Below are 21,225 nucleotides of genomic sequence, written 5' to 3' on the forward strand. Positions count from 1 at the left end.
ACAACGCCGCCGGCTCAGCACCGACCCGCCACCGACTCAGCCGATGAGCTGCGGAATCTCCTGGACGCCGAACCAGAGCAGCTCATGGTCCTCGGCACCGTCCACGGTGAACTGCGCGTCGTCGTCACCGAGGTCCGCCGCCCCCAGGGCGGCCGCCGCGGCGGCCACGTCCTTCTCCGCGTCGTCGGCGTCCACGTGCACCGCCGCCGCCTTGGCCAGCGGCAGCGCGGCGGCGATCCGCACCTCGCCGAGCGAGGCCGCGCTCAGCCCGTGATCGGGGTCGGCGGCGGCGGACCCGTCCGGTACGTCGACGGCGACGACGACCCGGCGGCGCACCTCGTCCGGATTTCCGGCGATCATCCGGAGCGAGGCGGCGGCGGCCCGGTTGAGCGCCGCGTACTCCAGCTCCTCGATGTCGTCGGAGACGTACCACTCACGCAGCCCGGGCGTCACCGCGTAGGCCGTCAGCGGTCCGGGGCCGACCTCGCCCGCACCGTGCGCCGCTGCGAGACCGGAGAGGGTCAGGGGGACGTACACGCGCATGGCAGGTCGCTTTCGTAGAGGGAGACGTCCTCAGGATACGTGGGAGCGTCCCCTTTCGGGTTTCGGCAACCGGGGGCCTCCGTCCACGGCCGACGGCCCGTCACCCTCGCCGTAGCCCATGCCGCACAAGGGCCGAGCCACAGATAGGTGAAACGCTCCACGCCCGTTCGGCGCCGAGAGGCCCCTTGCGTCGCTGACGACCGCACCCGTAGAAGATTCCCGACACAAGTTACCGCCCGGTAGAACCGGGCCCGGTCAACGGGGGCGATGATCATGAGCACGGACAGGACGAGGCCCGCCGGCCGACGCGACCAGAGCGGTCCCAGGTCTGTACCTCCGCAGCGGTCCCGCAGGCTGCAACCCCACCGGCCGCAGCGACCCCACCAATGGTTCGCCGAGCGCCTGCTCGCGGTCCTCAGCGGCCAGCGCCCGGTGCACTGGATGCTCGGCCACACCATCGGCGAGGCCTACGACCAGCTCGCCGAGCTGGCCCCGAGCACCCCGCTGGGGGCCGTCCGGGGCAGCCGCCCCGTCCTTCGGCACTGCCGAGGGGCCCAGCCCGCCACGGGCGTGGTGGAGGCGTTCGCCAGCATCGCCGCGGGCGACCGGGTCCGGGCGATGGCCTTCCGCCTGGAACAGGGCGCCGACCAGCGCTGGCGCTGCGCCGCGGTGGAGCTGGGCGGCGAACGCCTCACGGCCGGGGCCCCGGGCCCCCGGTGACCCGGCAGACGCGGCAGGGGCCGGACACCTCGTGGTGTCCGGCCCCTGCCGGGGTACTGCCCCCTGCTGCTACTTCTTGCGACGGCGACCGCCGCCGCCGCTCTTCTGGGCCTTGCGGCGCTCCGCACGCGTCATGCCGTCCGAGGAGCCGGACCGCGCACCGTCGTCGTCGCTGGCGAAGTCTCCCTCGACGACACCGCCCTCGCCGTCCACCGTGGGAGCGGAGAAGTGGAGCCGGTCCGGCCGCTGCGGGGCCTCCAGGCCCTTGGCGCGGATCTGCGGGGCGGCAGCGGCGCTCTCCTTCTCCAGCGAGGTGCGCTCGGCGCCGTCCTGCACCGGAACCTCCTCGACCTGCTGCTCGACCTGGACCTCCAGGTTGAACAGGTAGCCGACGGACTCCTCCTTGATGCCCTCCATCATGGCGTTGAACATGTCGAAGCCCTCGCGCTGGTACTCGACCAGCGGGTCCTTCTGCGCCATGGCCCGCAGGCCGATGCCCTCCTGGAGGTAGTCCATCTCGTAGAGGTGCTCGCGCCACTTGCGGTCGAGCACCGAGAGGACCACGCGTCGCTCCAGCTCACGCATGATGTCGGAGCCGAGCGTGCTCTCGCGCTCCTCGTACTGCTCGTGGATGTCGTTCTTGACCGACTCGGCGATGAACTCCGCGGTGACGCCCGCCAGGTCCCCGGCCGCGTCCTCCAGCTCCTCGACGGTGACCTTCACCGGGTAGAGCTGCTTGAAGGCGCCCCACAGCCGGTCCAGGTCCCACTCCTCGGCGAAGCCCTCGGCGGTCTCCTGCCGGATGTAGTCGTCGATCGTGTCGTCCATGAAGTGCCGGATCTGGTCCTGGAGGTCCTCGCCCTCCAGAACGCGGCGGCGCTCGCCGTAGATGACCTCGCGCTGCCGGTTGAGCACCTCGTCGTACTTCAGGACGTTCTTACGCGTCTCGAAGTTCTGCTGCTCGACCTGCGACTGGGCGGAGGCGATGGCGCGGGTGACCATCTTGTTCTCGATCGGGACGTCGTCGGGAACGTTCGCCATCGACATGACGCGCTCGACCATCTGCGCCTTGAACAGACGCATCAGGTCGTCGCCCAGCGACAGGTAGAAGCGGGACTCGCCCGGGTCGCCCTGACGGCCGGAACGACCGCGCAGCTGGTTGTCGATACGGCGCGACTCGTGGCGCTCGGTGCCGAGAACGTAGAGCCCGCCGAGGTCCTTGACCTCTTCGAACTCCGCCTTCACGGCCAGCTCGGCCTGCTCCAGAGCGGCGGGCAGCGCGGCCGCCCACTCCTCGACGTTCTCCACCGGGTCGAGGCCGCGCTGGCGCAGCTCCGCCTCGGCGAGATCGTCCGGGTTGCCGCCGAGCTTGATGTCGGTGCCTCGTCCGGCCATGTTCGTCGCGACGGTGACGGCGCCCTTGCGGCCCGCCTGGGCGACGATCGTCGCCTCCCGGTCGTGCTGCTTGGCGTTGAGGACCTCGTGCTGGACACCGCGCTTGGAGAGCTGCTGCGAGAGGTATTCGGACTTCTCGACCGAGGTGGTGCCGACCAGGATCGGCTGGCCCTTCTCGTGCTTCTCGGCGATGTCGTCGACGACCGCGGCGAACTTGGCGACCTCGGTGCGGTAGATCAGGTCCGACTGGTCGGCGCGGACCATCGGCCGGTTCGTCGGGATCGGCACCACGCCGAGCTTGTAGATCTGGTGGAACTCGGCGGCCTCGGTCATCGCCGTACCGGTCATGCCGGAGAGCTTGCCGTAGAGGCGGAAGAAGTTCTGCAGGGTGATCGTGGCGAGGGTCTGGTTCTCGTCCTTGATGTCCACCCCTTCCTTCGCCTCGATCGCCTGGTGCATGCCCTCGTTGTAGCGGCGGCCGGCGAGGATACGGCCGGTGTGCTCGTCGACGATCATGACTTCGCCGTCGATGACGACGTAGTCCTTGTCCTTCTTGAACAGTTCCTTGGCCTTGATGGCGTTGTTCAGATAACCGACGAGCGGGGTGTTCACCGACTCGTAGAGGTTGTCGATGCCGAGCCAGTCCTCGACCTTGGCGACACCGGACTCATGGATGGCCACGGTCCGCTTCTTCTCGTCGACCTCGTAGTCGCCGGTCTCCTCGATGCCCTTGAGCTGGTTGCCCGCCTCACCCTTGGTGAGACGCGTGACCAGCTTGGCGAAGTCGCCGTACCACTTGGTGGCCTGGTCGGCCGGGCCGGAGATGATCAGCGGCGTACGGGCCTCGTCGACGAGGATCGAGTCGACCTCGTCGACCACGGCGAAGTTGTGGCCGCGCTGGACGAGCTCGTCCTTGGACCACGCCATGTTGTCGCGGAGGTAGTCGAAGCCGAACTCGTTGTTCGTGCCGTACGTGATGTCGCAGGCGTACTGCTCGCGGCGCTGGGCCGGGGTCATGTTGGCGACGATGCAGCCGACGGACAGGCCGAGGAACTTGTGGACCCGGCCCATCATCTCGGAGTCACGCTCGGCGAGATAGTCGTTGACCGTGATCAGGTGGACGCCCTTGCCGGAGAGCGCATTGAGATACGCGGGCAGGGTACCGACGAGGGTCTTGCCCTCACCGGTCTTCATCTCGGCCACATAACCGAGGTGCAGGGCGGCTCCGCCCATCATCTGTACGTCGTAGTGGCGCTGTCCGAGGACGCGCTTCGCGGCCTCACGGACCGTGGCGAACGCCTCGGGGAGCAGGTCGTCCAGGCTCTCGCCGTCCGCGTACCGTTCCTTGTACTCGTCGGTGAGCGCCCGCAGCTCGGCGTCGGAGAGGTTGACGAAGTCCTCTTCGATGGAGCTGACCTGGTCCGCGATGCGGTGCAGTTTGCGCAGGATCTTGCCTTCGCCTGCACGCATGAGCTTGTTGAAGACGGACACTGAGGCTGGTCTCCTTGCCGGTCGGGCCTGGCACTGGGTCGTGTAATGGACTCTGGCGCGGGCACGGCAGGTGGGCCCCACCGCAACGGCCATCGTAAGCGAGGACACCACCGCGTCGGGAGGGCTGCCGTCGCGTGGACCTCGCCGCACCCTTATAGGACAACGGTCCAAAGGCGCGGAAGGTGCCGGGAAGCCCGAAAAGTGCTCGCATCACGGGAGCGGGTTCACAAGAATCGGTCCATGGAACCGATCACGCTCACCACGGAACGACTGCTCCTGAGGCCCTTCGGCCCGCAGGACACGGCCGAGGTGTACGCCGCCTGCCAGGACCCGGAGATCCAGCGCTGGACGGTGATCCCTTCCCCGTACCGCCTCACCGACGCGGAGCTGTTCACGACAAAGCTCTCCACGGCGGGCTGGCAGGACGACTCCGTCTACAACTTCGCCCTGGCCCTGCGGGAGACCGGGACGCTCGTCGGGGCGCTCGGCATCGACCGCCGCAGCCGGCCGGGGACGTACGAGGTGGGCTACTGGTCCGCCAAGGAGCACCGGGGCCGCGGATACGTCACCGAGGCGGTGCTCGGCTCCGCCCGCTGGGCCTTCGTCTCGCTGGGCGCGGACCGGCTGGAATGGCGGGCCGAGACCGGCAACCTGGCCTCGCGGGCCGTCGCCCTGCGGGCGGGGTTCCGGCTGGAGGGCGAGCAGCGGTCCGGGCTGCTCAACAAGGGGGTGCGGCGCGATGCCTGGACGGCGGCCCTGCTCCCGTCCGACCTGGGGCTCGCGGGCACCCACCCGTACGTCCCCGAGCCGCACACGCCCCGGTCCGGCGGAGCCTCTGATTCCGGACGGTGACCCTGTCATCGACGGGCGGAATCCGGATCCGGACTGTCAGTGGCGCCGTCTAGGGTTCGACGTATGACGCCTGTGCCTCCTCCCGCAGTCGAACTCTCCGCCGACCAGGCCCGCCGTATGGCGCTGCGCGCCCAGGGCTTCCTGGGGGCCCCGGACCGCCGGGCGGGGGTGCCCGGGGTGCTGCGTCACCTCGGCGCGGTCCAGCTGGACACGATCTCGGTGCTGGCCCGCTCGCACGAGCTGATTCCGTACGCCCGGCTCGGCTCCGTGGGCCGCCGGACGGTCGAGGACGCCTACTGGTCGGGCGGCCGGGCCTTCGAGTACTGGTCGCACGCCGCGTGCATCCTGCCCGTCGAGGAGTGGCCGCACTTCGCCTTCCGCCGCCGCGCCTACCGCTCCCGCCCGCACTGGGGCCACGACCTGCCCGACGGCGTGTACGACACCGTGATCAAGCAGCTGCGCGACGAGGGCCCGTTGACGGCGACCGAGCTGGGCGGCGCGAAGAACGGCGGCGAGTGGTGGGACTGGTCGGCGTCCAAGGTCGCCGTCGAGCGGGCCTTGATGTACGGCGAGGTGGTGTGCACCGAGCGGCGCGGCTGGAAGCGGGTCTACGACCTGGCCGAACGGGCCATTCCGGACGCCCTGCTGCACGACGAGCTGAGCGACGCCGAGTGCAGGCGGCGGCTGGTCGCGCTGGCGGGCAGGTCCCTGGGCGTCGGCACCCGTAGCGACATCGCGGACTACCACCGGCTCAAGGGCGAGGAGTTCGACGCCGTGGTGGCGGACTCGGGGCTGGTCCCGGTCGTGGTGGAGGGCTGGGCGAAGCCGGCCTGGGCGGACCCCGAGGCCCTCGCCAAGGAGCCGCGCGGACGCCACCGTACGACGCTGTTGTCGCCGTTCGACTCGCTGATCTGGGAGCGGGCGCGTACGGAGCGGATCTTCGACTTCACGCACCGGCTGGAGGCCTATGTGCCCAAGCAGAAGCGGATCCACGGCTATTTCGCGATGCCGCTGCTGGCGGGCGGGAAGCTCCAGGGCCGGGTCGACCCGGCACGCGAGGGCACCACGCTGGTCGCCCGCCAGGCATCACTGGCCGGCCCTAAGGCCGTGGTCCCGATGGCCGAGGCCCTGGTGGAGGCGGCGGCCTGGGTGGGCTGCACGGACATCCGGGTGGACCGGGTCGACGCCCCGGAGCTGCGCGAGCCGCTCAGGGCGGAGATCGGCCACGCGCTCCAGCGCGCCTACCGCTGACCGGTCACCGGGGCCGTTCCCTACCTGATCTCCAGGATCTTCTCGCGCATGGCGTAGACCACGGCTTCCATCCGGGAGTGCAGCTGCAACTTCTCCAGGATATTGCGGACGTGGTTCTTCACCGTGTTCTCGGAAATGAACAACTCCTTGGCGATATCCCGGTTGTTCATGCCGGTTGCCACGAGTTTCAGCACTTCCAGCTCGCGTTCGGTGAGCCGGGGCGCCGGAACGAGCCGACGCTCGTCGGTGCGCTGGATCATCGATTTGAACTCGGTGAGCAGCTTGGAGGCCATGGAGGGGCTGATCTGGGACTGTCCGTCGGCGACCGCGCGAATGGCCGTGGCGACCTCGTCGGTGGAGATCTCCTTGAGGAGGTATCCGGTCGCGCCCGCCTTGATCGCCTCGTAGAGATCGGCCTCCTCGTCGCTGATCGTCAGCATGATGATCTTCGCGCTGGGGGCCACCTCCTTGATGGCGGTGCAGGCCTCGATGCCGCCGCGCTTGGGCATCCGGACATCCATCAGAACGATGTCGGGCAGCAGGTCGGCGGCCTTGTCGACCGCCTCGGAGCCGTCGCCGGCCTCGCCGATGACCTGGATGTCCTCCTCCTGCGCGAGGACGATCTCCAGACCCCTGCGGAAGAGCGCGTGGTCGTCGACCACGAGGACCCTGATGGGCTCCTTGCGTGAAGCGCCGTCCGCGTCCGTGCCGGTATACGCACCGGCGTCGTCGTCGGAGTGATTCGCATCGCGCACGGGCCCGAAGGTGTCCGCCATCGTTCCTCCCCCTGAAGGCCACGGCCTGAAGTGTCGGTCGTTCGCCAACGGCACTTCACAGAACACCGATTGGCTCGGGCCGCCATGATTCCATGCCCGGACCCCGGCACGGTGGCCCTGTGCCCGTGCACGGGTGCCCCCGGTGGCGTGAAAACGCCCCGGGGGCACCTCGCCGATATGGCCTCAGCCGCCGAGCGCACCGCCCGCGCCGCCTGCTTCGTCCGCGGCGAGCGGGTCGGTCCTCAGGTGGATGACGCCGTAGTCGTAGGCGTGTCGCCGGTAGACGACACTGGGTTCCTTCGTCTCGGAGTCGACGAACAAGTAGAAGTCGTGGCCGACCAGTTCCATCTCGTAGAGCGCCTGGTCGAGCGACATCGGTGCGGCGGTGTGGGTCTTCTCGCGCATCACGAGCGGCCCTTCGCCCTGTACTTCGAGCGAGCCGATCTTCGTGGTGGGGACGGGCGCCGACGGCTGGTCGCCGACCAACTCACCGTCCTCGTCGAACGAAGCGACGCCGGGGACCACGTCCCCGACCTCGGCAGCAGACAGACGGCCGTTGCCACGGCGGCTGTAGCGCTTGTCGTGCTGCTTGCGCAGCCGGGCCTCCAGCTTTCCGGTGGCCAGGTCGAGCGCTGCGTAAGGGTCGCCCGCCGCCGCTTCCGCCCGGATGACCGGTCCCCGGGAGCGGAGCGTGATCTCCACCCGGTCGGAACGGTCGGCCTGACGGGGATTCGGCTCCTTGGACACCTCGACGTCGAGGCTGATCACCTTGCCGTCGAACTTCTGGATCTTGTCCAGCTTCAGCTTCTCGGCCACGTGCTTGCGGAACCGCTCGGGCACCTCGGTCTTGCGGCCCTTGACGACGATGTCCACGCAGAACTCCGTTCCCGGATCGCCCCGCTCAGCGACGGGGCATCTCCCTTTTGCACCAGGCCCCGGAGATCACCAGGGCCTCGGACTCGGTGGCTTTCGCCTCCTCCTCCCCCGCCGGAAGGGTCGCAACCCCACCGACTTTGCGTGCTTCTCCTACCGGTGAGTTACCTGCCCGAAACCTGATGGTGCATTCATCGAGGTCCGGCATTCACCGTTCCTCACAACCGAACATAGCCTGCGCACCAGGGTCTCGGCACCCGCTACTGGCACGTACCTCCGTTCAGGGGGTATTGCCCTCTCATTACCTGCAACGATGCAGTTTCTCGGTCAGTTCCGGTTTATTTCGAAGGCGGAGGGAGAGGCTGCGACGACCGCCGCCCGGCACCCTCCGTGCACGGAGGGCTCCCGACCGGCGCCACGCGCCTCCCCGACGGCCCGTGCCGCCTCCGCCAGCGTCGATCCCGTCGTCAACAGGTCGTCGACCAGGATCACCCTGCCGTGACGGAGCAGTCCGTTCCGGACCAGTCGCCCCGCCTCCGCCGTGAGCTCCAGCGCACCGGCCAGATTCGCCCGCCGCTGCCGTGCCCCGAGACCCGACTGGTCGGCGACCGCGCGCCGCTGCCGCAGCAGCGGGAGCACCTGGGCCGGCAGCCCCCGGCGCCGCAGGTCACGCGCGGCCGTGGCGGCGATTCTGCGCACCGGGTCGTGGCCGCGTGCCGCCGTCGAGGAGCGCGCGGAGGGCACCGGGACCAGCAGCAGGGGGCCCGCGCCGCCCGGTCGCCCCGTCCCGGCCCGTACCGAACCCGCCAGGGCCCGTCCGAGCGCCCCCGCCAGCCCGAGTGCCCCTCGCTCCTTGTGGGCCAGCAGAACCGCGCGTACGGCGTTCTCGTACGGCGCGGCCGCGTACACCGCCGGGAGGCCCGGGGGCCGGGGCGAGGGCCGGACCCGGCGGGCCGGCGCACCGTGCAACGCGGCCCCGCAGGCCGTGCACAGCTCGGTGCGCGGTCTGCCGCAGCCGGCGCAGACCACCGGCAGGAGCAGACCGGACAGCTCGTGCCACACGTTCCGCATGACCCCACTGTGCCGGGCCCTCATGGACCGGACCACCCCTGTGGAAAATCCCGGGCGCCCGGGGCGCCCCGGCGGAGCCGGACCGGCTCCCGGATCAGCCGGGGTAGACCAACGACGTGCCCTGCTTGAGAACCGTCTGCCAGTTGTCGCCCGGCGACAGCTTCACTATGCCGTCGCCGACGGTCTCCGCCATCAGGGGAAGCAGCTCGTCGTCGGCCGCGGCGACGGACTGGACCTGGTTCACCCCGGGCAGCGCACCCGAGGCCGACGTGGAGCCGTCCGCCTGCACGTAACGCACCTGCTGGACGCCGCCCTCCTCCTTGCCGACCACCACCAGACGGCTGCGTCCGGACCAGGAGATGGCCGTGACGTCCGCGAGTTGCGGTGCGGCCTGGCGCAGGTCCTCGACCGAGATCTCGGGCGTCACCGAGGAACCCCGGCGCTCGACCCGGCCGATGTTCAGCGTCGTATGGCCGTCCTTCGTCAGCAGCAGGGCGATCCGCACCCCGTCCGCGGACATTCGCAGCTCCTCGATGCGGGCGCCGTCGAGACCCGGCACCCGGACCTCCTGCGGCTCGCCCGCTCCTCCGGCCAGCCGCAGCAGCCGGGAGCCGGCCGGATCACGGTCGGCGACCCACAGATCGCCGCGGCCGTCCCAGCTCGGCGGCGACAGCCGGTCGCCGGCCTTCTTCGCCGCGCTGGTGACCAGGGGCTCGGCCAGCTCGCCGTCCGCCTCCAGGGAGGACACGTAGAGGTTCTGTCCGTTGGCGGAGACCGCGGCGGCCCGCTTCTCGTCCCGGGCCACCCCGACGGAGCCCATCGGAACGGCGCCCACGCCGAGAGGACCGGTCACCGGCTCGGGCGTGCCGGTGCCGTCGGTGGCGCCGGGGATCCGCTCCACCTGGCCCTTGTCGTTGATGAAGTACTGGCTGTCGGCCCCGTCGGAGCCGTGGTCGGCGGAGAAGCCCGGCGCGTCGTCGGCGTCCAGCGCGCAGAGCTTGCCCTCGCCGCCCTCCAGCTCCACCCGCTCGACCCGTGCCGAGGTCAGGTCCCGGAGCGTGAAGAGGACCTGGGCGGCCATCATCCGGCAGGCGCTCCGGCTCGCCTTGTCGGCCTTCTGGTTGAGCGGCACCTTCAGGACGTTCTGATCGTCCGGCGCCAACGCGGTGACGCCCTTGCGCAGGGCGGTGCCGGTCGGGAACCGGGAGTCGACGACGGGCCGCAGCCAGTTCGTCGGCCCGGCGAGCAGCGTCCTGACGGTCTGGGTGGCGGTGTCCATGCGCGTGACCGGATCCGTACGGTTGCGTACGTAGACGGGGTCCGCGACGAGCGTCGACTGACCGTTCGTACGCCCGGTGGCGAAGTAGTACTTGTTCACGGAGCGGTAGAGCCGCTTGAAGTCGGACTGCCCGAGGACCAGGCCGTCCGGCACGACGTCGATGCGCCACTCCTGCTTGCCCTCCGCCACCTTCTCCAGCACCAGGTGCAGGGTCTGGGAGTAGTCGGTGGGCGCGAGCGGCTGGTAGGAGCTCTGGGCGTCGACCGCCGCCACCTTCTCGCCGGTCAGCGTGTAGGTCGTCTCCCGGTCCCGGGTGGCCCGGTTGTCCTCGTCGTGGAGCAGGGGGCCGCTGCGGTTGGGGGCCTGGGCGAGCACCGTGGTGCCGCCGCTCGGCTGCCAGGTCCGCCGGGCGTCGGCGCTCAGATACTTCCGCGTGGTCGCGAACGCGGGATCGTCGCTGGTCATCGACTCCAGGAAGCCGTCGACGATCTCGCTGGGCGGCGCGCCGTCCCGGGGCGCCACCGCGTACACCTGCACCTGGGAGTCCCCGGGCTGCGAGGCGTCGACCGCCTTGACGTCCCCGGTCACCGGCATCGAGCCGCACCCGGCCAGCACGACGATGCCGCAGCCCAGCAGCGCGGACATCCGCACCGCCCGTCCGTGGCCGCCCGGACGGCGGTCAGTACCCACGAGTGGTGTCCTCCCGGTCGGAATTCTGTACGCCGCCGGCCGCGCGCCCACCGGGACGCTCCTGGGCCGGGCGCGTCACGACACGTGCTCCGTTGCCGGGCAGCGCGGCGGGGTGCACCGACGAGGGGGCGCCGGTGCGGACGGCGGGGCCGCGACCGGGCACGGGCAGCGGCGAACGGTCGCCGGCCCCGGGCTGCGGCGGCACGGACATCAGCCGGTGGTCGTCCGAAGCGATCGCCCCGGCCTCCTCACGCTCCCGGTTGTCCCGGTTGCGCCGCGAGTCCTCGGGCTCCAGCGGTATCGGCGAACCACGCAGGGGCTCGTCCGCCGTACGCGGCAGGGTCAGCCTGAACTGGGAGCCGCCGCCCGGCTCGCCCCAGGCCTGGAGCCAGCCGCCGTGCAGCCGGGCGTCCTCCACGGCGATCGACAGGCCAAGACCTGTCCCGCCGGTCGTCCGGGCCCGCGCCGGGTCGGCACGCCAGAACCGGTTGAAGACCCGGGTCGCCTCGCCGGGCTTGAGCCCGACCCCGTAGTCCCGGACGGCCACGGCGACCGCGCCCTGTGCCACGCCCATCCGCACCACGACGTCCCGGCCCTCGCCGTGCTCGACGGCGTTGACGACGAGGTTGCGCAGGACACGTTCGACGCGGCGGGCGTCGGCCTCGGCTATCACCGGCTGGTCATCGCCGATGACCAGGATCCGGCTGCCCTTGCGCTCGGCGAGCGGCTCGGCACCGCCGATCACCCGGTGCACCACGGTCCGCAGATCTATCGGCTCGGCCTCCAGGGCCGCGGCGCCCGCGTCGAAGCGGCTGATCTCCAACAGGTCGGCGAGCAGCGACTCGAACCGGTCGAGCTGGTCGCCCAGCAGCTCGGCGGAGCGTGCGGTGACGGGGTCGAAGTCGGCACGCGCCTCGTGGATGACATCGGCGGCCATCCTGACCGTCGTGAGGGGGGTCCGCAGCTCGTGCGAAACGTCGGAGACGAAACGCCGCTGCATCCGGGAGAGCTCTTCCAGCTGCTGGATCTTCAGCTGAAGGTTCTGGGCCATCTTGTTGAAGGCCTCGCCGAGCCGGGCGATGTCGTCCTCGCCGGTGACCTTCATCCGTTCCTGGAGCTTGCCGGCGGAGAGCCGCTCGGCGATCCCCGCGGCCATCCGCACCGGCGTGACGACCTGCCGCACCACGAACCAGGCGATGGCCCCGAGCAGCACGACGACGAACAGCCCGGCGGTCGCCAGGGTCGTCTTGACCAGCGTCAGGGACTTCTCCTCCTGCGTGAGCGGGAAGAGGTAGTAGAGCTCGTAGGGGTGCTGGTCGATGTCGTAGAGACGTTTGCCGACGACGAGCCCCGGCTGCGACTCCTTGCCGTACGAATACCGGATCAGGGAGTACGTCTGGAAGGCTCCCTGCCCCTTGCCCACGTCCTGGCGCAGGCGCTCGGGCACGCTGGACGCCTCGACGCTGCCCGATCCACGCGGGGCACGACTGCTCGCACCCTCGGTGACCGAGTCCGCGCTGAGCGCGACCACGTTGAAGGCGTTCTTGCCGCCGCTGGCGAGCTGGTCGACGAGCTCGGTGCGCCAGGAGGTGCTGCCGGTCATGCCGTCGGTGCCGTCGCTGCCCTGCCCACCCGGGGCGAGGGGAGCGTTCGCCTTCTCCTGGGCCGCGGCGAAACCGCCGGCGGCCTGGGTCTGGGCGGCCTTGCCCTTCGCGTCGAGCAGGCCGTTGCGCACCTGTCCGATGACGACGAAGCCGAGCAGCAGCACGACCCCGATCGACATCAGCAAGGTGCCCGCGACGACGCGAAGCTGCAGGTTGCGCCGCCACAGGCGGACGGCGGGCAGCAACGGACGGCGTACCCACCGCATCAGCAACCGCGGTACGGGCCCGCCGGGCGTCCGGTCCTCGAACAGCCGGCCGCCCTGCAGGAAACGGCTCATACGTGACGCCTTCCGTCCCGGGCCGGCAGCCCGCTCCGTACGGACTCCCGGCTCCCCGGGCCCCGGAGCAGCACTGCCTCCGGCCATCTCAGCTCGGTCCGGCCTTGTAGCCGACGCCTCGGACCGTCACGACGATCTCCGGCCGTTCCGGGTCCTTCTCGACCTTGGAACGCAGACGCTGGACATGCACATTCACCAGGCGGGTGTCGGCCGCGTGGCGGTAACCCCACACCTGCTCCAGCAGGACCTCACGGGTGAAGACCTGCCACGGCTTGCGGGCGAGCGCGACCAGCAGGTCGAACTCCAGCGGAGTCAGGGCGATGGACTGCCCCTCCCGCTTCACGGAGTGGCCGGCCACGTCGATGACCAGGTCACCGATGGTCAACTGCTCCGGTGCGGGCTCTTCGGACCGCCGCAGACGTGCCCTGATCCGGGCAACCAACTCCTTAGGTTTGAACGGCTTGACGATGTAGTCGTCGGCCCCTGATTCCAGGCCGACCACGACATCGACGGTGTCGCTCTTGGCAGTGAGCATGACGATCGGCACACCGGACTCGGCCCTGATCAGCCTGCACACCTCGATGCCGTCCCTTCCGGGCAGCATGAGGTCGAGCAGCACCAGGTCCGGCTTGGCCTCACGAAATGCGGCCAGTGCCTTGTCGCCGTCCGCTACGAACGACGGCTCGAAACCTTCTCCACGCAGCACAATCCCGAGCATCTCGGCCAGTGCGGTGTCGTCGTCGACGACAAGGACGCGTCCCTTCATAATCGACATCATCCCATTAGCTAATCGTTACCTGCGATGACCTGGCACACAGCTCTGCCAGTCCGACCCCCGTGACCGGGGAAATTGCGCCCTCCTCGGTGACGATCGCCGTGATCAGTTCCGGCGGTGTGACGTCGAAGGCCGGGTTGTACGCCGGGGCCCCGAGGGGTGCGACGACCATCCCGCCTCCGCCGTCGGCCGATACACCCCGCGGAGATGTGAGCTCCGTCACTTCCCTCCCGGAACGCTGCTCGACGATGATCGATGTGCCGTCCGGGGTCTCCAGATCCACGGTCGTCGTCGGCGCCACCACGATGAAGGGCACATGGTGGTACTTCGCGAGCACGGCCAGCGGATAGCTCCCCACCTTGTTGGCCACCGAGCCGTCCGCCGCGATGCGGTCCGCCCCGATGAGCACCGCGTCGACCTCGCCGGCCGCGAACAGCGACCCTGCCGCGTTGTCCGTGAGCAGGCTGTACGCCAGACCGTTGCGCGCCGCCTCGTACGCGGTCAGCCTGGCCCCCTGGAGCAGCGGCCGCGTCTCGTCCACCCACAGCCGGCGCAGCCGCCCGTGCCGGTGCACCCGCAACGCCACGGCGAACGCCGTCCCCTCGCCCCCGGAAACCAGCGCCCCGGTGTTGCAGTGAGTCAGCAGCTGATACCCACGACCCGGCAGCAGCTCCTCGAGCAGCGCCTCGCCGTACTCCGCCATACGCCTGCTGGCCTGGGCATCCTCCTGGTGCAGGGCCCGCGCCGCGGCCAGCGCCGCCGCGGCGGCCGCCTCGTCCCCCGCCCCCTTCCCGGCCGCTTCCCAGTAGGCCGCCGCCACCCGCCGCACCCCGTAACCGAGGTTCACCGCGGTGGGCCGCGCCCCCTCCAGCAAGCCGGCCGCCTCCGCGACGTCGTAGCCCCGCGCCGCCGCGAGCGCCACCCCGTAACCCCCGGCGATCCCAAGCAGTGGAGCCCCTCGCACCGCCAGCGTTTGGATCGCCCGCACCAGCGCGGGCACATCGGTGCACACCAGCTCGACCTCCTCGGCGGGCAGCCGCGTCTGGTCGAGGAGCACCAGCACGGGCCCTTCCGGAGGTTCGTCCCAGCGAAGTACGGAAAGGGCGGGAGGCTCGATGCCCACCGGCGATTGCGCGTCCTGATCAACCATCTGTCCAGTCTGCCCGGTGAGCCGCCCGCACATGAAGGCACGAAGCAGATCGCGCAGGAGACAGAGCGGCCGGTCCGCCCCGGGCCGCCGCGTGGCACGATGGCTGCCAACCTGCCGCCCCGATGAGCGGTCAGGACGGTGAAGGAGCGAGAATGAACGACTCTCCGGGCTGGGCGTCGCCCGGATCTGCCCCCTCCGACGGCAAGGAGACGGCGATTCCCCGCCCCTCCGACCCCCAGGACGGAAGCGGCCCGACGGGACAGTGGTCCCCCGAGCAGCCGCCGCCCGGGCAGTGGTCCCCACCGAGCAACCCCGGCAGCGGCCCCGGAACACGGCCGCCCGCACCCGGCTGGGGCGGCGGCCCACAGCGGCAGGGCTGGGCAGGACCGCCGCCGGCCGCGAAGCCCGGTGTCATCCCGCTGCGTCCTCTGAGCCTCGGCGAGATCCTCGACGGCTCGGTGTCCGCCCTGCGCGCCCACTGGCGTACCGCACTCGGCTTCAGCCTCGCGGTCTCGGTGGTCACCCAGATCGGCATCATCCTCATGCAGCGCTATCTGCTGCCGGAACCGACCTCCGTCGACCCGAACGCCACCGGCGCCGAGGCCCTCCGCCAGACCGCCGATTCGGCCCGCTCGACCCTGCTCTCCCTGGGCCCGGCCTCCCTCGTCTCGATGATCGCCACGCTCTTCACCGCGTCGATCGTCACGGTGGTCATCAGCCGCTCCGTACTGGGCCGTCCCACCACGCTCTCCGACGCCTGGGCAGAGGCCCGCCCCCGGGTCCTCCCGCTGCTCGGGCTGACCGTCCTGGTGGCCCTGATCATGGCCGCGATCATGACCGTGGGCATCGGCCCCGGTCTGCTGCTGGGCTCCGAGGCCGGAGCGGCACTCGCCTTCCTCGGCTTCGCCGCCGCCTGCGTCGTGATGCTCTGGCTGAACGTCAGCTTCGCCCTCGCCGCCCCCGCGCTGATGCTGGAACGACAGAGCATCCTGGCCGCGCTGCGCAGGTCGGCGAAGCTCGTCCGCGGCGCCTGGTGGCGCACCTTCGGAATCCTCGCCCTGACCTGGCTGCTGACCTTCCTGCTGACGTTCCTCGTCTCCATCCCGTTCGGCGCCATCGCGGTGATCGTCGACGGAACCGACGTCAGCGAGTTCTTCAGCAGCAACCCGCCGTCCTTCGGCTGGCCCTTCCTGATCATCACCGGGATCGGCGAAGTGATCGTCTCGACGCTGATCTACCCCTTCGTCGCCGGTGTGATGGCCCTTCTCTACATGGACCAGCGCATCCGCCGCGAAGCCCTGGACCTGGACCTGGCACGGGCCGCGGGCCTTCCCGGCTACGGCGCCGACACCCCCAGGAGCTGATGCCGTGTCGGGGGCGGGGGGCATCACCACAGCACGGCGGGACGCCGCAGCGGGCGACATACCCGTGGACACTCCACGTCTCCCCGCACGGGAGGCGGCCGAGAGCGAGCTGTCCAAGCCGATGTACCACGAGAACGACCCGAACTTCCTCCAGCGCGCCCTGAACCAGTTCTGGGACTGGGTCGCCGGAGTGTTCGACGCCGCCGCGGGCGCCGCCCCCGGCGGCCCGGCCGGACTCGTCGTCCTGGTCGTCATCGTCATCGGCCTGGCCGCCGCCCTCTGGTGGCGGCTCGGCACCCCGCAACGCTCCTCCCGGAGCGCCGACGCCCTCTTCGACAGCGACGGCCCCCGCAGCGCGGCCCAGCACCGCGCCGCGGCCGAGACCCACGCTGCGGCCCTGCGCTGGACCGAAGCCGTACAGGAACGCATGCGCGCCATCATCCGGTCCCTGGAGGAGCGTGCCCTGCTCGATCCCCGCCCCGGCCGCACCGCGGACGAGGCCGCGGCCGAAGCGGGCCGTGCCCTGCCCGAGCACACCGGCCGACTGCGTGCCGCCGCCCGGAGCTTCGACGATGTGACATACGGCGGCCGCACCGCGGACCAGACGGCATATCTGTCCCTGCGCACCCTCGACCTCGAACTCGACGAGGCCAAGCCGCTGCTGCCCGGAACCTCCCGAGGAGCAACCGGATGACCGCAGCGACCACCACTTCCCCCACCTCGACGGCGCCCACCCCCGGCCAGGTCTGGACCCGCGCCCGAGGCATCCTGGCCGTCGTCCTCATCCTCGTCGTCGCCGGCATCACGTTCGCCGCCGTACGCTCGGGAACGAACTACGGACAGCTCGACCCCCGCTCCGCTGAGCCCAAGGGCAGCCGCGCCGTGGCCGAACTCCTCGAAGCACGCGGCATATCCGTCACCGTCGCCACCACCCTCGACGAAGCCACCGCCGCGACCGGCCCGAACACCACCCTCCTGGTCGCCGGCCCCAATCTCCTGACCCGGTCGCAACAGCTCCGGCTGGACGAGGCGGCCTCCGCCTCCGCAGGACGCACCCTGCTGATCGCCCCGGGCCCGGGGGCCACCGCCCGGCTCGCCCCCGGTGTCCGCTCCGAGACACACCACGCGGTCAGCGCTCTCGCCCCGGCGTGCGAGCTCCCCGCCGCCCGCAGGGCCGGCACAGCGGACCTGGGCGGCACCCGCTACACGACGCAGGACCCGGCCGCCGTCACCTGCTACCCGAGCGCAGGCCTCCCGAGCCTGGTCGTCCTCCCGGCCGGAACGAGCGGCGACGGCGACACCGTCCTTCTCGGCTCCCCCGACTTCCTCCACAACGAGCGTCTCGACAAACAGGGCAACGCCTCGCTCGCCCTGCAACTCCTCGGTTCCCGTCCTCATCTGGTCTGGTACCTCCCCTCTCTCACCGATCCATCCGCAACAGCCGATGACAACGCCCCCGGCGACGGGAACGAGGAGCAGTCGGAGGGCGGGGCGCGAGACGAAGCGGCCGACGAGAGCAGCTTCCTCGACCTCGTCCCCTCCGGCTGGCTGTGGGGAACGGTTCAACTCGCCCTCGCCGCAACCCTCGCCGCCGTCTGGCGGGCCCGCCGGCTCGGCCCCCTGGTGACGGAACAGCTGCCGGTGGCCATCCGCGCATCCGAAACCGCCGAAGGCCGCTCCCTCCTCTACCGCAAGGCCAACGCCCGCGACCGGGCCGCCGACGCCCTCCGAGCCGCCACCCGCACACGCATCGCACCCCTCGCCGGCGTGCCCTCCCGCGACGCACACACCCCCGACGTCGTCCTCACCGCCGTGTCCACCCGCGTCACCACCTCGGACCAGGACCTCAACACCCTGCTCTTCGGCACGGCTCCCGCCACCGACGCCGCACTGGTCCTCCTCGCCGATCAACTCGACGCCCTCGAAAGAGAGGTACGCACTTCATGAGCGCCCCGACCCCCGAGCCGGCCGAGCCCACGGCGCCCACTGCGGCTCCCGCGAGGCCCGCGGCACCGGAGCCGTCCGACAGCGCCCGCGCGTCCTTGGAAGCTCTGCGCTCCGAGATCGCCAAGGCCGTCGTCGGCCAGGACCCCGCCGTCACCGGACTCGTCGTCGCGCTGCTCTGCCGGGGACACGTACTCCTCGAAGGCGTGCCGGGCGTCGCCAAGACCCTGCTGGTGCGGGCACTCGCCGCTTCGCTCGAACTGGACACGAAGCGCGTCCAGTTCACCCCCGACCTGATGCCCAGCGACGTCACCGGCTCACTGGTCTACGACGCGCGCACCGCCGAGTTCTCCTTCCAGCCCGGCCCCGTCTTCACCAATCTGCTGATCGCCGACGAGATCAACCGCACTCCCCCCAAGACCCAGTCCTCCCTCCTCGAAGCGATGGAGGAACGGCAGGTCACCGTCGATGGAACGCCTCGGCCACTGCCTGATCCCTTCCTCGTCGCCGCGACCCAGAACCCCGTCGAGTACGAAGGCACCTATCCCCTCCCCGAAGCCCAACTGGACCGCTTCCTGCTCAAACTGACGGTTCCGCTCCCTTCGCGGCAGGACGAGATCGACGTCCTCACCCGCCACGCCGACGGCTTCAACCCACGCGACCTGAAGGCCGCCGGGATACAGCCGGTCGCGGGGCCCGCCGATCTGGAAGCTGCACGCGAAGCCGTCGCGAAGACGACCGTCTCCCCCGAGATCGCCGGCTATGTCGTGGATATCTGCCGTGCCACGCGCGATTCCCCCTCGCTCGCCCTCGGTGTCTCCCCTCGAGGCACCACCGCACTGCTGTCGACAGCCCGCGCCTGGGCTTGGCTGACCGGCCGGGACTATGTCATCCCGGACGATGTGAAGGCCCTGGCGCTCCCCACACTCCGTCATCGCATCCACCTGCGGCCCGAGGCGGAAATGGAAGGAGTCACCCCGGACTCCGTCATCGCCTCAGTGCTCGCCCACGTCCCCGTACCCCGATGAGGCGGTGACCATGGCCCTCACCGGACGTACCGCGCTGCTGGCCGCTCTGGGGTCACTCCCCGTAGGCATCCTCGCTCCCAGTTGGACCGGGATGCTCGCGGTCAACGCACCGCTCTCACTGGCAATTCTGTGTGACTATGCCCTGGCCGCGCCAGTGCGCACGCTTCGATTCACTCGATCCGGTGATACATCTGTTCGACTCGGTGACGCGGCAGAGGTGCAACTGACGGTGACCAACACGTCGCGCCGCCGTCTGCGCGCCCAGCTCCGGGATGCCTGGCCTCCCAGCAGCTGGACCTCGGGCACCGAGCGCGGCGCTTCCCGTCACGCGCTGACGATTCCCGCCGGGGAACGTCGACGCCTGGTCACGGTTCTGCGCCCGACCCGGCGCGGCGAACGGCGGGCGGAACGCATCACGATCCGCTCGTACGGCCCCCTCGGCCTCGCCGCACGCCAAGGGCAGCACCGGGCCCCGTGGACCGTACGGGTCCTGCCTCCGTTCACCAGCCGCAAGCATCTGCCTTCCCGGCTCGCCCGGCTCCGTGAACTCGACGGCCGTACCAGCGTTCTGACGCGCGGTGAGGGCACGGAGTTCGACAGTCTGCGGGCCTACGTGCCCGGGGACGACACCCGCTCCATCGACTGGCGGGCCACCGCGCGCCAGTCCGCCGTAGCGGTCAGGACGTGGCGACCCGAGCGCGACCGGCACATTCTGATGGTCCTCGACACCGGGCGCACGTCAGCGGGCCGGGTGGGCGACGTCCCCCGCCTGGACGCCTCGATGGACGCCACACTGCTCCTCACCGCACTCGCCACCCGGGCGGGCGATCGCGTGAGCCTCCTGGCCTACGACCGCCAGGTCCGAGCCAGGGTCCAGGGCCGGACGGCCGCGGGAAATGTTCTGGCCACCGTCATCAACACCCTGGCCACGCTGGAATCCGAGCTCATCGAGACGGATGCCCGCGGCCTCAGCAACGCGGCCCTCACCGACGCGCCCCGCGGTTCGCTGATCGTTCTCCTCACGACGCTGGAGGCTGCCCCCATCGAGGAGGGGCTCCTCCCAGTGCTGCCGCAGCTCACTCAGCGCCACACCGTACTGCTGGCCGCGGTCTCCGACCCCCGGATCGAGGAGATGGCCAACGGCCGGGCAACGGTGGACTCGGTGTACGACGCGGCCGCCGCCGGTCAGGCCCAGTCCGACCGTCGCCGCACGGCTGACAGGCTCCGTCGCCACGGCGTCGTCGTCGTGGACGCCACTCCGGACAATCTCGCTCCCGCATTGGCCGACGCGTACTTGGCCCTGAAGGCCGCAGGCCGCCTCTGAGACTTCCGAGACGGCCTGCCGGCTGTCTGCCGTTTCCGTCAGCGCAGGAGAACCGGGCTGGAGCCGGCCTGATCTCCTCGCGGTCGATTGTCCCTGGAACGCAGAAAAGCCCCGCACCAATAAGGTGCGGGGCTTTCCCGGAAAAATTGTTCGGCGGCGTCCTACTCTCCCACAGGGTCCCCCCTGCAGTACCATCGGCGCTGAAAGGCTTAGCTTCCGGGTTCGGAATGTAACCGGGCGTTTCCCTAACGCAATGACCACCGAAACACTATGAAATTTGAACACCGGATGAAAACACGGCCGTTCGTTATTTCAGAACTAACACAGTGGACGCGAGCAACTGAGGACAAGCCCTCGGCCTATTAGTACCAGTCAGCTCCACCCCTTACAGGGCTTCCACATCTGGCCTATCAACCCAGTCGTCTACTGGGAGCCTTAACCAATCAAGTTGGTGGGAATACTCATCTCGAAGCAGGCTTCCCGCTTAGATGCTTTCAGCGGTTATCCTTTCCGAACGTAGCCAACCAGCCATGCCCTTGGCAGGACAACTGGCACACCAGAGGTTCGTCCGTCCCGGTCCTCTCGTACTAGGGACAGCCCTTCTCAATATTCCTACGCGCACAGCGGATAGGGACCGAACTGTCTCACGACGTTCTAAACCCAGCTCGCGTACCGCTTTAATGGGCGAACAGCCCAACCCTTGGGACCGACTCCAGCCCCAGGATGCGACGAGCCGACATCGAGGTGCCAAACCATC

17 protein-coding genes and 2 rRNA genes are annotated in these 21,225 nt (G+C 70.3%); 8 read left to right on the plus strand and 11 right to left on the minus strand.

The annotated features are described in order from the left end of the window. Positions 1-36: 36 nt before the first annotated feature. Positions 37-543, minus strand: a complete 507-nt coding sequence (locus G3I54_RS29505; RefSeq protein WP_164618905.1) for a hypothetical protein — start codon at positions 541-543, stop codon at positions 37-39. A gap of 273 nt (positions 544-816) precedes the next feature. Between G3I54_RS29505 and G3I54_RS29510 the strand changes: the two genes are divergently transcribed. Beyond that, positions 817-1,263 (plus strand): Rv3235 family protein, encoded by a 447-nt coding sequence (locus tag G3I54_RS29510; RefSeq protein ID WP_164618906.1) that lies wholly within the window; start codon positions 817-819, stop codon positions 1,261-1,263. A gap of 69 nt (positions 1,264-1,332) precedes the next feature. Here the strand turns inward: G3I54_RS29510 and secA are convergent, their stop codons facing one another. Further along, positions 1,333-4,149: a preprotein translocase subunit SecA gene (secA, locus tag G3I54_RS29515; protein ID WP_164618916.1), complete on the minus strand. Its 2,817-nt coding sequence runs from the start codon at positions 4,147-4,149 to the stop codon at positions 1,333-1,335. 240 nt (positions 4,150-4,389) lie between these two features. Between secA and G3I54_RS29520 the strand changes: the two genes are divergently transcribed. Continuing rightward, positions 4,390-5,001, plus strand: a complete 612-nt coding sequence (locus G3I54_RS29520; RefSeq protein WP_164618918.1) for a GNAT family N-acetyltransferase — start codon at positions 4,390-4,392, stop codon at positions 4,999-5,001. A 63-nt stretch (positions 5,002-5,064) separates the two neighbouring features. Continuing rightward, on the plus strand, positions 5,065-6,252 hold the full coding sequence (locus G3I54_RS29525) for a crosslink repair DNA glycosylase YcaQ family protein (RefSeq protein ID WP_164618920.1): 1,188 nt from the start codon (positions 5,065-5,067) through the stop codon (positions 6,250-6,252). Positions 6,253-6,272: 20 nt separating this feature from the next. On the opposite strand, the gene G3I54_RS29530 is transcribed toward G3I54_RS29525, so the two are convergent. The 7 genes from G3I54_RS29530 to mtnA form a co-directional block, all read right to left on the minus strand. Further along, complete coding sequence (locus G3I54_RS29530) at positions 6,273-7,028, minus strand: response regulator transcription factor (RefSeq protein ID WP_164618922.1); 756 nt, start codon at positions 7,026-7,028, stop codon at positions 6,273-6,275. 183 nt (positions 7,029-7,211) lie between these two features. Next, the gene (gene raiA / locus G3I54_RS29535; protein ID WP_103533270.1) at positions 7,212-7,901 is read right to left on the minus strand and encodes a ribosome-associated translation inhibitor RaiA; all 690 of its coding nucleotides are present in this window, start codon (positions 7,899-7,901) and stop codon (positions 7,212-7,214) included. A gap of 327 nt (positions 7,902-8,228) precedes the next feature. Beyond that, a complete protein-coding gene (locus G3I54_RS29540) occupies positions 8,229-8,972 on the minus strand; it encodes a ComF family protein (RefSeq protein WP_164618924.1) in 744 nt (247 codons plus the stop codon). A gap of 94 nt (positions 8,973-9,066) precedes the next feature. Beyond that, entirely contained in the window at positions 9,067-10,896 is a 1,830-nt protein-coding gene (locus tag G3I54_RS29545; protein ID WP_164618940.1) for an LpqB family beta-propeller domain-containing protein, read from the minus strand. 34 nt (positions 10,897-10,930) lie between these two features. Further along, positions 10,931-12,970, minus strand: coding sequence for an MtrAB system histidine kinase MtrB (gene mtrB, locus G3I54_RS29550; protein ID WP_164618926.1), 2,040 nt, complete (start codon positions 12,968-12,970; stop codon positions 10,931-10,933). Position 12,971: 1 nt separating this feature from the next. Beyond that, positions 12,972-13,661: a two-component system response regulator MtrA gene (gene mtrA / locus G3I54_RS29555; protein WP_007448372.1), complete on the minus strand. Its 690-nt coding sequence runs from the start codon at positions 13,659-13,661 to the stop codon at positions 12,972-12,974. A gap of 4 nt (positions 13,662-13,665) precedes the next feature. Beyond that, on the minus strand, positions 13,666-14,808 hold the full coding sequence (gene mtnA / locus G3I54_RS29560) for an S-methyl-5-thioribose-1-phosphate isomerase (RefSeq protein WP_164618928.1): 1,143 nt from the start codon (positions 14,806-14,808) through the stop codon (positions 13,666-13,668). Between the two features lie 152 nt (positions 14,809-14,960). On the opposite strand from mtnA, the gene G3I54_RS29565 reads away from it, so the two are divergent. Genes G3I54_RS29565 through G3I54_RS29585 form a run of 5 tightly spaced genes read left to right on the plus strand, consistent with a single transcriptional unit; the run spans position 14,961 to position 20,468 of the window. Next, positions 14,961-16,172, plus strand: a complete 1,212-nt coding sequence (locus G3I54_RS29565) for a hypothetical protein (protein ID WP_164618930.1) — start codon at positions 14,961-14,963, stop codon at positions 16,170-16,172. Between the two features lie 4 nt (positions 16,173-16,176). Beyond that, the gene (locus tag G3I54_RS29570) at positions 16,177-16,866 is read left to right on the plus strand and encodes a DUF4129 domain-containing protein (protein WP_164618932.1); all 690 of its coding nucleotides are present in this window, start codon (positions 16,177-16,179) and stop codon (positions 16,864-16,866) included. Then, positions 16,863-18,119, plus strand: coding sequence for a DUF4350 domain-containing protein (locus tag G3I54_RS29575; protein WP_164618934.1), 1,257 nt, complete (start codon positions 16,863-16,865; stop codon positions 18,117-18,119). The genes G3I54_RS29570 and G3I54_RS29575 overlap by 4 nt, the downstream gene beginning before the upstream one ends. After that, a complete protein-coding gene (locus tag G3I54_RS29580; protein WP_203687357.1) occupies positions 18,116-19,144 on the plus strand; it encodes a MoxR family ATPase in 1,029 nt (342 codons plus the stop codon). The genes G3I54_RS29575 and G3I54_RS29580 overlap by 4 nt, the downstream gene beginning before the upstream one ends. 10 nt (positions 19,145-19,154) lie before the next feature. Beyond that, on the plus strand, positions 19,155-20,468 hold the full coding sequence (locus tag G3I54_RS29585) for a DUF58 domain-containing protein (RefSeq protein ID WP_164618936.1): 1,314 nt from the start codon (positions 19,155-19,157) through the stop codon (positions 20,466-20,468). 148 nt (positions 20,469-20,616) lie between these two features. Here the strand turns inward: G3I54_RS29585 and rrf are convergent. Beyond that, positions 20,617-20,733, minus strand: a 5S ribosomal RNA gene (gene rrf / locus G3I54_RS29590). Positions 20,734-20,810: 77 nt separating this feature from the next. Then, positions 20,811-21,225 (minus strand): 23S ribosomal RNA (locus tag G3I54_RS29595); the annotation flags it as partial.

It is taken from the genome of Streptomyces sp. SID14515 (genome assembly GCF_010548505.1).
In the GTDB taxonomy this organism is placed as follows: Bacteria; Actinomycetota; Actinomycetes; order Streptomycetales; family Streptomycetaceae; genus Streptomyces; species Streptomyces caviscabies.

Coding starts and splice junctions, on each gene's coding strand:
- G3I54_RS29530 (WP_164618922.1), bottom strand. CDS start 7,028: ATGGCGGACACCTTCGGGCCCGTGCGCGATGCGAATCACTCCGACGAC.
- mtrA (WP_007448372.1), bottom strand. CDS start 13,661: ATGATGTCGATTATGAAGGGACGCGTCCTTGTCGTCGACGACGACACC.
- G3I54_RS29520 (WP_164618918.1), top strand. CDS start 4,390: ATGGAACCGATCACGCTCACCACGGAACGACTGCTCCTGAGGCCCTTC.
- mtrB (WP_164618926.1), bottom strand. CDS start 12,970: ATGGCCGGAGGCAGTGCTGCTCCGGGGCCCGGGGAGCCGGGAGTCCGT.
- G3I54_RS29545 (WP_164618940.1), bottom strand. CDS start 10,896: ATGTCCGCGCTGCTGGGCTGCGGCATCGTCGTGCTGGCCGGGTGCGGC.
- G3I54_RS29565 (WP_164618930.1), top strand. CDS start 14,961: ATGAACGACTCTCCGGGCTGGGCGTCGCCCGGATCTGCCCCCTCCGAC.
- mtnA (WP_164618928.1), bottom strand. CDS start 14,808: ATGGTTGATCAGGACGCGCAATCGCCGGTGGGCATCGAGCCTCCCGCC.
- G3I54_RS29510 (WP_164618906.1), top strand. CDS start 817: ATGAGCACGGACAGGACGAGGCCCGCCGGCCGACGCGACCAGAGCGGT.
- G3I54_RS29575 (WP_164618934.1), top strand. CDS start 16,863: ATGACCGCAGCGACCACCACTTCCCCCACCTCGACGGCGCCCACCCCC.
- G3I54_RS29525 (WP_164618920.1), top strand. CDS start 5,065: ATGACGCCTGTGCCTCCTCCCGCAGTCGAACTCTCCGCCGACCAGGCC.
- G3I54_RS29540 (WP_164618924.1), bottom strand. CDS start 8,972: ATGCGGAACGTGTGGCACGAGCTGTCCGGTCTGCTCCTGCCGGTGGTC.
- G3I54_RS29580 (WP_203687357.1), top strand. CDS start 18,116: ATGAGCGCCCCGACCCCCGAGCCGGCCGAGCCCACGGCGCCCACTGCG.
- G3I54_RS29585 (WP_164618936.1), top strand. CDS start 19,155: ATGGCCCTCACCGGACGTACCGCGCTGCTGGCCGCTCTGGGGTCACTC.
- G3I54_RS29505 (WP_164618905.1), bottom strand. CDS start 543: ATGCGCGTGTACGTCCCCCTGACCCTCTCCGGTCTCGCAGCGGCGCAC.